The sequence below is a fragment of the Undibacterium sp. MH2W genome (assembly GCF_049340215.1).
Taxonomy (GTDB): Bacteria; Pseudomonadota; Gammaproteobacteria; order Burkholderiales; family Burkholderiaceae_D; genus Undibacterium.
Genome location: NZ_JBMPPA010000001.1, coordinates 530,531 through 544,742, shown reverse-complemented (window position 1 = coordinate 544,742; position 14,212 = coordinate 530,531). Strand labels below are relative to the sequence as shown.

10 protein-coding genes are annotated in these 14,212 nt (G+C 47.8%); 2 read left to right on the top strand and 8 right to left on the bottom strand.

Features of this window, described 5'->3' with window-relative positions; translation table 11 throughout:
• Window positions 1-272 precede the first annotated feature (272 nt).
• Window positions 273-1,292, top strand: coding sequence for a LacI family DNA-binding transcriptional regulator (locus tag ACO0K2_RS02285; protein WP_423015316.1), 1,020 nt, complete (start codon window positions 273-275; stop codon window positions 1,290-1,292).
• Window positions 1,293-1,516: 224 nt separating this feature from the next.
• Here ACO0K2_RS02285 and ACO0K2_RS02280 read toward each other — a convergent pair whose 3' ends face one another.
• From ACO0K2_RS02280 to ACO0K2_RS02245, 8 genes are all read right to left on the bottom strand, one after another.
• On the bottom strand, window positions 1,517-4,063 hold the full coding sequence (locus ACO0K2_RS02280) for a putative bifunctional diguanylate cyclase/phosphodiesterase (protein WP_423015314.1): 2,547 nt from the start codon (window positions 4,061-4,063) through the stop codon (window positions 1,517-1,519).
• A 282-nt stretch (window positions 4,064-4,345) separates the two neighbouring features.
• A complete protein-coding gene (locus ACO0K2_RS02275; protein ID WP_423015312.1) occupies window positions 4,346-5,011 on the bottom strand; it encodes a hypothetical protein in 666 nt (221 codons plus the stop codon).
• Entirely contained in the window at window positions 5,008-5,940 is a 933-nt protein-coding gene (gene xrtJ, locus ACO0K2_RS02270; protein WP_423015310.1) for an exosortase J, read from the bottom strand. The genes ACO0K2_RS02275 and xrtJ overlap by 4 nt, the downstream gene beginning before the upstream one ends.
• The gene (locus tag ACO0K2_RS02265; protein WP_423015308.1) at window positions 5,937-7,904 is read right to left on the bottom strand and encodes a hypothetical protein; all 1,968 of its coding nucleotides are present in this window, start codon (window positions 7,902-7,904) and stop codon (window positions 5,937-5,939) included. The genes xrtJ and ACO0K2_RS02265 overlap by 4 nt, the downstream gene beginning before the upstream one ends.
• A 106-nt stretch (window positions 7,905-8,010) precedes the next feature.
• Entirely contained in the window at window positions 8,011-9,936 is a 1,926-nt protein-coding gene (locus ACO0K2_RS02260) for a lactonase family protein (RefSeq protein WP_423015306.1), read from the bottom strand.
• A 90-nt stretch (window positions 9,937-10,026) separates the two neighbouring features.
• Window positions 10,027-10,248 carry a PExPT-CTERM protein gene (locus ACO0K2_RS02255; protein ID WP_423015304.1) on the bottom strand — a complete coding sequence of 74 codons (222 nt, stop codon included), beginning with the start codon at window positions 10,246-10,248 and terminating at the stop codon, window positions 10,027-10,029.
• A gap of 433 nt (window positions 10,249-10,681) precedes the next feature.
• Complete coding sequence (locus ACO0K2_RS02250) at window positions 10,682-12,661, bottom strand: lactonase family protein (RefSeq protein WP_423015302.1); 1,980 nt, start codon at window positions 12,659-12,661, stop codon at window positions 10,682-10,684.
• Window positions 12,662-12,707: 46 nt separating this feature from the next.
• Window positions 12,708-13,103 (bottom strand): hypothetical protein, encoded by a 396-nt coding sequence (locus ACO0K2_RS02245; RefSeq protein ID WP_423015300.1) that lies wholly within the window; start codon window positions 13,101-13,103, stop codon window positions 12,708-12,710.
• A 449-nt stretch (window positions 13,104-13,552) separates the two neighbouring features.
• Here ACO0K2_RS02245 and ACO0K2_RS02240 point away from each other — a divergent pair, with 449 nt between their 5' ends.
• The gene (locus ACO0K2_RS02240; RefSeq protein WP_423015298.1) at window positions 13,553-14,062 is read left to right on the top strand and encodes an RNA polymerase sigma factor; all 510 of its coding nucleotides are present in this window, start codon (window positions 13,553-13,555) and stop codon (window positions 14,060-14,062) included.
• The last annotated feature ends 150 nt before the right edge of the window (window positions 14,063-14,212 follow it).

The window sequence follows — 14,212 nt, the reverse complement described above, 5'->3', positions numbered from 1 at the left end:
CGTGTCATTTTTGCCGATTGGTGATTTATGAAAACGTTTTCATAACTCCAGAATTTAACACCCACCTATGTTACTGTCAACGACATCACAAGCCTCGATGCAGCATTTTTGACGATTTATTGCAAGATTGACGTTGAATCGATTGATATTTTCAGTATGAATAGGTATAAGTTGGATATAACAAGGGGCGAAGATATCCAAAAAAGTCATGCCTCGACGGATTTGAAAAGCTTTTCAACATCTCCTTCCCATTCCTTCAGTAAAGGCGAGTAGTGATCGACAAAGTAAAAATAAATTCACCGGTGACATTACTGGATGTGGCGCGTGTTTCTGGCGTGTCGCCAAGCACCGTGTCCCGGATACTCAATAGCACAGCGAAGGTCTCTGATGCCAAGCGTCAGGCGGTTGAATCGGCGATTGCAGAGCTCAAATTTGAACCGAACCAGCTTGCGCAAAGTCTCAAAAGTGGTAAATCCATGACCATTGGCATTGTCGTCCAAGATATTGCCAGCCCCTTCTTCTCGGAAGCCTTACGTGGTGTTGACGATGTGCTTAACGCGCAGCAGTATGCCTCGGTGATTGTGAGCGGACACTGGAATGCGCAAGAAGAAGCTGACCGTATCAGGCTCTTAATTGCCCGAAAAATCGATGGACTGATTCTGCTATCGGGTCATATTGCCGATGAAGACGTTTTGCGCTTTTCTGAGCAGCGGCCCATTGTCGCGACGGGACGCAATGTCTCTAGTAATACCGTGAAAAGCGTGAAAATCGATAATGAAATGGGTGCCATTCTGGCCATGCGCCATTTAATCGAATTAGGTCATCGGCATATTGCTTTTATTGCGGGTCCCGACAATAACCCTGATGCAAGCGAACGCCTTGCGGGCTATCGCCGCGCATTAGAAGAGGCGCAGTTACCCATCGAAGAAAAACTCATCATCGAGGGTGATTTGCACGAGGCAAGCGGTCTTATCGCGATCAATCGCTTATTTGAAAGCCAGCAAAAATTCAGCGCCGTGTTTGCAGTCAACGATCAGACCGCTTACGGTGCCCGCTTGAGTCTGTATCGCAAAGGAATTCGTGTACCTGACGATATGTCGATTATCGGCTTCGATGATCTACCAAACTCCTTGTACACCACCCCACCCTTAACAACGGTACGCCAGCCTTTGTATGAAATGGGGCAAGCTGCGGCGACTGCCCTCATCAATATCATCAACGGCAAGCCAACAGACATGGATCTGCCGCCGCTAGAGCTTGTTGTGCGCGAAACGACAAGACGCCTGCGGTGATATCTTTAGCAAGACGCAGATAAAAAAATAGCCCGCACGAGGCGGGCTTAAATCCAAATCTTTTGCGGATTTGGAGGAGACGGTTCTACTATATTGCGTCGCAACAAAATCGACAACTTCTATTTTTATATATCAGACATTCACTTTGTTGATATTTATAAAAATTACAAAAGAGAAACAGCATTACTGAGCGGTATTTTCTTAGTCTGGTGGCTCAAACCGCCTTACCCCGCCGCCGTGTGATGCGCCTCACCCTGATCGGACGACGATGTCGCCTGCTCGGCCAGCATCTTCGTCATCGCTGCAGCGGGAATCGCCTTGGAAAACAGCCAGCCTTGATAGGCTTCGCATCCATTATTTTTTAAAAAATCGAGTTGTTCCTTGGTCTCCACACCCTCTGCCACCAAGGACATCCCCAGACTATGCGCTAACCCGATCACGGCACGGGAGATTGTGATGTCATTACCGTCATTCGGAATGCCATCCATAAAGCTTTTATCGATCTTAAGCTTACTGACAGGTAGCGTCTTTAAATACGCCAAACTAGAAAATCCCGTCCCAAAATCATCCAATGCAATATGGCACCCCATCGCCACCAGCGCCATTAACTGACGGTGCGCCTCTTGTGGGTGGATCATCGCCACGGATTCTGTGATTTCAATGCATAAATACGCTGCCTTCGCCTGGTTCTGTTGCAGCGCCAGGGATACCGTTTCAATTAAATCTTGCTGACGAAAGAGTTGCGCAGAAAAATTGACCGCAACAGGCACAGGAAAGCCCGCCGCCGTCCATGCTGCGATTTGTTGGCACGCTTGGTCTAACACCCATTTTGACAACGGCAAGATCAAGCCTGTGGCTTCGGCAATCGGGATCATCCTTGCGGGTGAGACAACGCCCAGTACCGGATCGGTCCATCGCAATAAAGCTTCGACACCAACGATACGGCCACTATTGACGTCAACTTGGGGTTGGTAATGTAATGCAAGAAGCCCTTGTTCTAAGGCTTCTTTGAGACGCGTATGTAGCTTGAGATCTTCATGGGTCTGAAGATTCATCTCGTGCGAGAAACAAGCCAAGGTGCCGCGACCTGCTTGCTTGGCCCGATACATCGCCATATCGGCATACCGTAATAGCGTATGACTGTCATCGGCATCGTCAGGGTAAAAAGCCAAGCCAATGCTCGCACTGGAATAAACCTCTTCTTGCTCCAAGTGAAAAGGCTTACGTAGCTCATTGAGCAAATCATTGGCGATTTGCACCGCTTGGCTCACCTGATCGATGTCAGTCAGAAAAATAGCGAACTCGTCACCACCCAGTCGGGCGACAACGCCAGCATGGCCGATACGCTGCTCTAAACGGTAAGCGGCTTGGACTAATAATGCGTCACCGGTGACGTGTCCGAAACTATCGTTGATCGATTTAAAGTAATCTAAGTCTAAAAATAACAAGGCAATGCGTCGGCCACGTCCCGCAGATTCGGCAATCACCTGATCGAGGCGGTCGCGAAATTGCCGTCGATTAGGTAATCCCGTTAGCTCATCATGCATTGCCTGAAAGCGCAGCGATTGTTCTAACTTTTTGCGCTCACTCATATCGCGAACATAAACAATCGTATGAACATTCACTTCATCCGCAAACGACCCAATCGAGACATCAACGGGTAGTTTCGTTCCATCGCGGCAAGTTAAATCAAAATCGCTAATTAATCGGTCGCTATTGGAGATTTCCCGACTGGAGGCAATCGCGCGTAGGATCGCGAAATCAGGCAGTAGCACACTCACGTGGATGCCCACTAAGTGGGTCGCAGTCCAGCCGGACATGCAGTTCAATGCGGAGTTTGATTTGAGAATAATTCCCTTGTCGTCCAGCAATAAAATGCCAGACGGCGCAACCTCCAACATGACTTTTTCTCGGAAAAATTGTGTTTCCTTTTGCCGTAAAGGCCAGTGCAGCGCCTCATTGACGGTGGCTCTGAACAAATACAGATAGGCAAGGACTTTATAGGCATGACCAATTAAATTCGCACTATCTTTATCAATCACCCCGAGACGTGTAAAAAACAGCTCTGAAATCGCTGATAGAAAGCATGCAAAAAATAGCGGCATCACCGATTCTTTGGGCAATTGCGCTTGCTTCATCCAAATGGCAATGAAGGTGATGAGATCAACACCGATGATGAACCATTCAATGTCAATTTTAAGATTAGTAAGCCCCTGCCCGACCACGAAGAGGCTGGGAACGCTATCAACATGAAACAGCCCAATGTATCCAAGAATGGCAACCATCGCCACAAGAGTGACCGTGGTAAGGCGTCTCTTTAGCCTGGAAGGCTGTTCGTGTGGGGGCATCACAACGTAGGCCAGTAACGCAAGCGATGCCAATGTGCGGGCGCTCAACCAAAAAAATATCGATTTTTGGGAGCTATTGGGCGTCATTGCATCTGGCATGCCCGCATAGCTCAGGGTGTGCATCAGATCCAGTGCACCTACGCCGAAAAAACAGATCGCCAACACCATCACAGCACTTTTTCGTGCTGAAAAAAATGCGTTGTAGCCCGTGACAAAAATAAACATCGACACAACAACCGCAAATATTTCTGCAATATTGTGCAAAAACACGAACTTCGCTGGGTTGATCACGAAATAGAAACTGGGCGTCGATACTCCCCAGAGCAACGGGAGTGACATCAAACAGAAAAGAACACCGCCAGGATGATCAGCGAGTTTGTCAGCGAACTGACGCAGCGACATGGTTTTAGGTAGGATTGGCATAAGCTCAGATCAGGAATAGCACGTTGTACTCCACAAAAATCGTCAGCCTGGCATCGATCCAGACCGAGCGTTTCGGCAAATGACAGCCCATGAGGATCAACGATGCATCTTTGATCCTCAATATTACTTGTAGTAAAACTGTAGCATATCCCGTGCTTGTCACAAAGATCAGATGACATCAATGACACGCCAATGAGACATTCTTAGGCAGCATCAACCACACAATGTCGTAGCAACGACGAGAATGACCGAGATGCTTGATTGGAGATCAATCCGATGGCACTAGGGGGCCGTTTGTAAGGCCGCAACGCGGATGGCAGGGTTAAAGTCGACATCAGCAAGAAAACGCGCCATCTGCGTCCTCAGCGTTTGCTCGACCTCGTGTTGATTGGCATCATTAACGTCCGCAGTCAAGACAATCGACATCGGGACGACGCCACGCTGTTTGGAATAGTGCGCTTGCAAAGGTGCCCAATCTGGCATCTGTACGGTCCACGTTGTCGCGATACGTTGCTCGTTGCAATGATCAACATAGCACTCGGTGGTCGCTACCAGGCGCAGTTGATGTTCGGCTTGCGTCAATGACAGCAATAGTTGCACTGTTGGCGAGATGTCTTTTCTCTCAGACCAGCGCAAGACCTCTCCCACATTCAGATAGCAAGCTAATCCATTGTGCTGATACCGGGCGTGTCGATAAAAGTCGAGTTGGACTGGTATAGACGCGGTTCCTCCTTGCGCCGGAAGACTGTACATCGCGCCCTCTTCGATCACCCCATCATGATGCGGAATGCGCCAAGTACGTGGCTGACGTTCAAACGCCCCGATCTTTTCTGGCACCAGAGAAACCGCATCGGCAGCCGATATGGCTTCCACATCCTCAAGCGATCTCGGCTTGAATTGCCACAACAACGCAATCAACATCGCAAAGACGGCAAGCTTCAGTTTCATACCGCGGACTTTCTTCGCGGGTAACCAAAGACAAACAAGGCCGCTATAAAAAACAAGATCCCGCCAATCACATAATCGATCTCAGCCCCCCACGGTGCAATCGCATCCACTTTGAGAGCAATACGGTAATACACCACTACACAACATAAACGAACGAGATTTAACCCGTAAGCCAAGGCCATCGACAACAAGACAAACATGCCATGGTGTGCAGGTCGCATACGATAGTAATGACCGACAATCAGTGATAGACAAAGCATGGTAGAAACACCGCGCAAGCCATCACATCCCGGCGCAATGAACATCCCCAGATGCGGTGCAAACATGAGCTTAAGCAAGCCTGGCTCCACTGGCACACTCATGACGCCAGCGAACCATCGCGCAACGATCGCCCCGATTGTTTGCAGAGGTAAATCAAGCGAAGCAAAAAAGCCGGGAACAGGATTCACAAACAATAATAGAAACAACGGAAAACGGAGAAGCCGGACACCACGCGCACCGCAAAAAAACAAAACGGCGCCAGTAAAATAAAGCATCAGGGTCATACCAACTGATAAGGGCGCGAAGGCAATGAGCTGCTCACCATAGAGAATAGAAAATACCGCTCGATCGCCACTCAGATAACGTAAAGCCACCAACACAACAATCAGTACCAAGCCCCACCAGCTACCTGCATTCCAATCTAATTGCTCTTTTTTCTGCACTGCAAAAAATAAGGCGGCGAGAGGCATCAATAGACCAATCGACCGGAGCTCATCGGTGCGCCACATCAACACCAATGACATGAGCATCTCTGAAAAGGCCACGTATAAACCAAGTACTGTCAGTATGATCGCTATGATAGGCATGAGTGACATCAGGCGTATATCACCATCTGTGCCACCATCAGTGCCACCTTGAAGTAAAGCCCGCACACGAGATGGCATCATAAAGGCACCGGCTGCCCTTGTTTGGGTAACTTGACCGGCGCGGCGATACCAATGAATTTGGTCACGGTATAACTTCCCAGATTGGCGATCCAAACATTGCCAGACGCATCAATCGCAATAGCGGCTGGTTGCAGCATATCTGATGAGCGATAACCAGCCAGCGGCGATAACGCGCTGCCTGCACTACTGACTGCCGTCATTGTGGCACTGAGTTTATTAGCGACCCAGACCGTACCAGCCCCATCCACCGCGAGACGGGCAGGTCCATGAAAACCCCCATTGGACGACGCCACCGTGGCAGCCACACAAGCGGTATCGCTCGCCAATGGTACGGACGGACAAGTGGCTGGCGGAGTATTGCCCCCGATAATACGTTCAATCGAATTGCTGACCTGATTACTGATCCAGACATCACCAGCAAGGGTCATGGCGACATCGCTAGGGCTATTCAGATTGAGATGCGTGTAGGCTGTCGAAATAACAGGAATACCTGTCGCGTTAAATTGACTGACGCTGCTGTTACTACTATTGACCAGCCAAACGTTACCGGTGTTATCTGTCGCCAATCTCGTTGGAAAAGATAATCCCGCGCCCACCACCGGGCCAATTGCCAGTGTCCCGTTAGAAGAAAATTGGCTCAGTGTGCTATTGCCGTAATTCGCCACCCACATTGCACCATTGGGGGCCAATGCGAGATCGATCGGACCAACAAGAGACGCCACACCGTTTTGCACCGTCTGCATAACAGGCGACCCCGTTCCTGCCGATCCGTCGTTGTTAAAAATGGATAATGACGTTCCACTCCCCTGCGCCCAGTTGGCTACCCAGATGCGACCCATACTATCCACCGCCATGCCTTGAGGTCCAGCCAAGCCATTACCGACAAATCCACTTGCTGGAGACAAAGGCACGCCATCGGCACCAAACTTACTCAGCGCCCCTGTTGACGTCCCATCAACGACCCACACTTGTCCTTGCGCGTCCAATGCCATATCCACAGGACTGCTTAAGCCACCGCCCGTAATACTGAGCGCCAGAGTCCAATCCGCGGGTGCTGCCGCTAATACTGGTGCATAGAGCGACGAGGGTGTACTCGACGACGCAGTCATCGCATTAAAAATGCCACTACCGTTGTTACGCACTGCTGCTTGGGTAGCGATCTGCAAAAGCAGCCCTAAGGTATCGGTCGCCTGATTACTGAGTGCGAGCCACTGCGCGCACGCTTTGTCCGTAGCGCTTGCCGCGGCGCTGCAACTGGCGGTGAAATGAGCCAGCGTATTCATTTTTTGTACCAAGGCACAATTGGTCTGCTCGCTCACACTTCCCTGACAATTCAATCCCACCAAGGAAGCCGACACATGCCCAGTCGTTGGGTTAATCAAACTCGCAAAAGTTTTCGCAGCATTCAGAACACCCGTACTATTACCAGCAAGTGTGACTGTCGTACCATCCGTCGCATACGCTGCGAGGCTATAACTTGCGGCGACGGTAGTGAGCTCATTGAGGGTAACGTTGGTCGCAAAAGAACACGTGCTATCGGTCGCGCAATAGGCTCCCATTACGGTGAGCAATCGCGTCACACCGTTACTGCCATCTGCAACCGCATAGACAACTTGCCCGACGGCAGGTAATGCTGGAACGCTCGTCACAGCAAATTGACCGTTAGCGTCGGTGGTAACTTGCGCTAAGCTCTGCGGCGCGCTACCGCGATTGCTGGCTGCGGCATAGATCGTCACCTTGGCACCGCTCAAAGGATGCCCTGCTGCATTGACTACTCCCAGCCAATTCACACTCACCGACGCTGGCGAAGGAGGTACGGGCGTCGAAAAAGCTGCCCCACCGCCACCACCGCCACAGGCAGTGACCACACTACCAAGGATCAGCAAGGCGACTATGCGCGATAGGAATAAGACGAACTGTACGCAAGAAGTCCGTTGCCAAATGTCAGAATAACGATAAGCCATGTCGATGCATTACCCTCTGGGTTTATTCTGTGGCCTCTTGCGTTTTTTATCGCTTTTTTGCATTGAACGTGGCCACGCTCTTCGTGAGTGTACACGTTCAATGCTATTAAGGTAACGCTAGTGTTGTAGGCGCGCTAGACGGCATTGGGCTATATACCGCCGGAAATGGCGCTAACGCAAATAATGCGGCAGCGGTGTTGACTGGGTTCGCTTGCAGATTAGCAAAAGTAGACCAACTATCGCTCGGCGTACCAGAAGCAAGACGCAAGATCGAGACCGTATTGTCATTGACATTAGCGGTATAACCGAACTGGCCGTTCGCCGAAATGGCCATGGCCCAAGAGCCTGAACCTACGGCTAAAGTATTGACTGGAGTAACGTTACCAGCTTGATCAATACTATACGCACCAACGTTATTGAGCGTACTATCTAGTACGTAGAAAAACTGACCATTCGGCGAAAAAGTGACGAAAGCGGCATCCCCCAATCCAGTGACAGGTTGCCCAATGAATGTGAGGACGCCATTCGTCGAACTAAATAAAGAAATGGAACCGTCATTTAAATTTGCCACAATCACAAATTGACCGTTTGGTGAAACCGTCACCGAGTTAGCACCGTTGCCTGCAGAGACAGTCCCAATCACACTGAGACTTCCGTTGGTGATGCTTAACGAAGACACCGTGTTATCGCTTCCATTAGCGGTATACGCAAATTGACCATCAGCTGATACCGCCATCGCCTCGATAGCACTTGCAACATGCAATGGCGAACCAACCGCACTCAAACTACCATTGTTGATCGCTAACGTCGATACCGTGCCATCCCCTGCATTAGCAACAAAGGCAAATTGTCCGTCCACTGAAAATACAATCGATGAGGGTATATTACCGACCACCGTTGCTGAGCCTACGGCGCTCAAGGTTCCATCCTGAGCAATATGCATGGTCGACACGCTGTTATCCCCTGAATTCACGACATACGCGTACTGACCGTCATTGGATATGCCGATAAAATAAGGTTGCATACCCACGGCGATAGGCGACCCGACGGCACTCAAGCTGCCATCACTGGCTACTTTTAAGGTGCTCACGGTGCTGTTTCCATAATTCGGCACATAAACAAACTGACCATTCGGCGATATGGTGAGTAACGCAGGTGTCGGGCCGACCGAGAAAGTTCCACCATTGATGGACAAAGAGCCTGCGACAGCCTGGCTTGACGCTACGCTAAATAAATTACCGCAGGCAGAATGATCTCCAGCCGTGCCGCCCACAGAGTTGATACAGTTTGCCAAGACACTCGCTTGTAGATTTAAATTTTGGTAGGTCGTGTACGCCGCGCTGGGGTTGGATGCGGTGCGTAACGCCAGTGCTGCTGCCCCCGCACTCACATCAACCAAACTTGCCACATTGGCGACAGGCACAGCCCAACCGCCTTGCCCCCGTATCATTGGACACGTACCCGAAGTGGCAGTGCTGCCACCGATACTCGTACAAGGAACTTGCGCCATGTAGCTCCCTAATTTCGATGCCACGGCAACCGTCGTTAATTCGTTAATCTGTACATGGCTCACGAAGTTGCCATCACCCCACACACCCGCCACACTCATGAGCGTCGCATTCGGATTGACACCTCCCCCCGCATCGCCACCCACTGCTAACAAATAAATTAAATCTCCATTCACAGGGGCGGGGCTTAATGTCGCAACGCTAAACGTGCCATCGGTTTGCGTCGTCGCAGCACCAATTTGTACTGAAGCACCTGCCCTTGTTCCACTGGCGTCATAGACATACACCGTCGAACCCACGATGGCTTGTCGCCCTCCCATGAGTCGACCTGTCAGGCTCGCATGACTCACTGGGATATTATTGTTGGCAGAGGGCGGCGTCGAATTTGATGTGCCACCACACGCTACCAAGTTTGCGCTCGCTATCAAACTGACACAGACAATCCGCACTCGTACCAGCATGTGAGACAGATGTTGGCGCAGTGGAGGATGTTTTACAGCGGACAAGTGTAGAGAAAGCTTCATGGCGACAGTACTCCAAGATAATGGATGAGCGTATTTTTAGCCTCAACGCGCACCAATCCAGGTCTGCGCGGTTAGCTTGCAAAACCGACGTCAGTGCTGATCGTGATCTTGCTTCTGTTTTTTTCGTTGCTGACGCATACGCAGTTGTTTGCCGACCCACGGCGTCACCGCACCCGCAAGACCAATTAATCCAAGAATGACCGTCGGATTTTCTGGGGAATTAACACAACCGTCCAAAGGATCGGCATAGGCCAAAAAGCAGGAGGAAGCGAGTACGACTCCAGTAGACAATTTTGCTAATAACAATCGCACAGCAATGACTCCTTCAAGTGAGCGCGACAATCTCCAACGATTGAGCATTACGTTTAAATTAAATCGACCGACTGTCGTCTGAATTGATTTAAAACAAAATTCTACCTATTTTTATTGCGGGTAAATGGCGTCTGAACTTTTTTTACAAAATGCGATTCTTGGAAGAAAATTTGTTGTTGGGAGACGACATAATCGGCTCGTAATACGTCGTATTAACCAGCGTCATATAAGGAAGTAAAGAAGAAGAACAATTGTTTCGGTAGGAACAGATCACCACTTGTCCGCAAGACAATGTATACGTTTCAAGAGCGAAATAGGAACACACGCCCTAGCACCAATGCTGCGAGATTATTGACGTCTAGAGAGGTTGGCGGTACGAATTAATGACGTACTGTGGCGGTATCAGAGCGAGTAGCCCGGGCGAAGATGTACGCTAATGCAAGGTCAGCGATGTGGGCGCCATAGAAGGCATTGGCCCATAGACAGCGGGAGAAGGTGCTAAAGCAAATAGTGCTGCGGCAGTATTCGTAGGATTAGCTTGCAAATTAGCAATGGCAGACCACGTATCACTTGGCGTACCCGTGCTAATACGAAAACTCGATACAGTACCGTCATATAAATTAGTCACAAACGCAAATTGTCCATTCTGTGAAAGCGCAATCGACCACGGCGATGAACCGGGCACGGCATCACCAAGCTGAATCACGTTACCACTCTGGTCCATACTAAAGGTCTCGGTATCATGCAGTCCGCTATCGACGACATAGAAAAATTGTCCATTAGGAGTAAATGCGACATCAGTAAGCCGAGAGCTATCTGCAATAGGAAACCCAATCAAACTTAACGCACCCTGCGTAACATTAAACACCGAAAATGATGCATCGTTAAAATTTGCAACAACGGCAAATTTTCCGTTCGGCGCAATGGACATAGAAAAAGGCCCCTCGTTCAAGGATAATGAATTAATGATACTCAAGTTACCATTACTCACACCGAGACTAACGAGTGTGCGAGCATCAGGATCAGAGACATATGCAAACTTTCCATCCGATGACACCAGAATCGATACGGGACCTACCCCCACCAAAAGAGGCTGCCCCAAGGGGCTCAAATTACCATGATTGATGCTGTACGATGAAATCGTGCCATCTCCTGCATTCGTGACAAACGCATAGTGAACATCAGGCGTCAACGCAATCACCCCAGGATGAAGACCCGTCATGACCGGCTGACCGACAACACTCAAACTACCATCCGAACCCACTTGCATCGTCGACACCGTGTTGTCACCTGAATTACTCACATAGACAATCTTTCCATCTTTTGAAATGGAAAAATAAAAAGGATTCAAACCGACAGTTATCGGTTGACCAAATGCACTCAGCGTCCCATCATTTGCGATCCGTAACGTTGAAATAGTGTTATCCCCAAAATTTGCAATATACGCAAATTGTCCATCATGTGACGTCGCGATCGCGGTCGGCTGGGTGCCTACTATCGTCGTGCCACCATTCTCTGTCAAAATTCCAGCCACCGCTTGACTTGACGCTAACCCCAATAGATTGCCGCACGCAGAGCCATCACCAGCAACACCTCCCGCTGAATTGACACAATTGGCCAAGACGCTCGCTTGTAGATTTAAATTCTGATAGGTTGCATAGGCGGTGCTCGGGTTAGTCGCTGTTTGTAAATTGACAGACGCTTGCCCTGTGCCCACATCCACTAAGGCAACAACCTGAGCAACTTGTGCAGTCCAATCGCCTTCACCGAGAATCCGTGGACAAATTCCTACTGTTGCTGTACTGCCTGTAATACTGGCACAAGGAACCTGCGCCATATGATTAGTAAACTGCGAGATAGATGCGATAGTGGTTAACTCGTTGACCTGAACATGGCTTACAAAACCCGCATCACCCCAAACACCTGCCACGCTCATGAGCGCGATATTCGGGTTCACACCTCCACCTGCATCACCACCGATAGCAGTGAGATAAATCAAATCGCCATTCACTGGAGTGACACTCCACGAGGCGATGCTAAACGTGCCGTCTGCACCGGTGACTGCACTACCGATTTGTGTCGGCGCCGTTGAACCCGTAATACCAGTTGCATAGACGTAGACATGAGATCCAACGATAGGCTGACGTCCTCCATTGATGCGACCAGCAAGTGGCACCTTACTTACTGGTCCATGCGTATCAATGAACGATTGTGAAGTTTGTGCGCTACCACCACAGCCTGATAATGTGAGTGCGATACTCAACCACATGCACAAGGTGCGCAAGATGTACAACCAATCCATCGAATAGGATCTAAAAAAAATAACCGCATTTTTTTTACGATACAGAAAAACAAAAAATGCTTTACCGCAAAAAAAATCGAAGAAAGCGAAATCGAATAGTGGATTTTTCATTTCAGTGCCATTCATTTTGAAACACGCTGCGGTACGGTTATCGCTATTATTTTTTTTGATTTTTTCGACGCTGACGTTGTTTATTTAACCGCGAGCAAATCCATGGTGCGACGGCACCTGATAGACCAATCATTCCTAGTATAAAAGTAGGGTTTTCAGGAGAGTTGATACAGCCATCAAGAGAGCTGGCACGTGGTAATGCACTGAAGCAAAAAAGTGAGGAAAAAATAGATATTTTCGTTAAGAACAGTCGCACAGTAGAAACTCCTTTCACACCATGAAAAAAGTCTAACTGATTACGAGTGTGATAAAAATTAAATTCTGACAACGGCAAAAATTTTTTAATTGAATAATTATTTTTCGTATTTTTTTCACACACTTTCGGGTTTATTTTTTGATGAAAAATAATTTTATTGATGATTGTTTTTCGTAATAAAAACATCTCAAAAAAAATAGTGGTCGTGATTTTATTTTTTTCACTTTAATATTTTTTTATTTTTTATTATTTTTAAATATTTTTTATTTTCCCCTCGTCACAGAAATATTTTTATAAATTTATTTTTGATAAAAAAAGAAAAATTTAAATGCTAATCAATTATGTGTGTGGATTTTTATTACTTATCTTTCTCGCTCGCAAATTCTTTTTTTATTCCTACATCACATCAACTAATTTTTATTCCACATAAACTATTGTGAATAAAAAGTCTGTTGTTATCTAACATATCTTTTCATCGCGATTTATCAAAAAAAATATCGTTGCAGACTAAAATCACGCACTATAAAAAAGAAACTTTTTTCATCAAAAAAATGCATATGCAAGGTGAATGAAGCGAAATAAATAATTGCCACGATATGATTTTTCTTTGCGACAAAATATAAATTAAAATAAAAATGACGACCCTTGTCGACGAATGGTTCATTGAACACATTCTTCCGCTAGAGCCTGCTCTCATGCAGTTTCTCCGAAAAAATTTACGCAAATCAGATGACTATGATGACGTACGTCAGGATATCTATTTGCGAATTTACACTCACGCATGTAGACACGGTCCGCCAGACAACACGGGCACTATTTTATTTGTGACCGCACGTAATTTATTGATCGATCGTGCTAGGCGTTTTCGACTTGCGCCAATGGAATTCATGGAAAATACCGATGCACTTCTAGAGTCCGCGATTGATGAATTATCACCAGAACGCATCGTGAGTGCTCGTGAGCAAATTCACCTATTACAAGCAGCAATGAACACCATGCCGGCAAGACCACGCGAGGTGATTAAACTACAAAGAGTCGAAGGAAAATCTCGCATGGAAATCGCGAAAGATTTGGGGATTGCCGAAAGCACTGTCGACAAACATTTAAAATATGGTTGCTCGTTATTTGCCAAAATAAAAATGTAAGCATCAAACATACAAAGAAATAAAATTAAAAAAACAAATCATTCCTTGCGGAAACTAAATTAACAATGCTTTTCAAAGGAATTCGCAAATAGCTAGGGGTATTTATCGAGTTATTCGTTTTACTTGGTGTGAAGTAACTGTAAGTCTTTT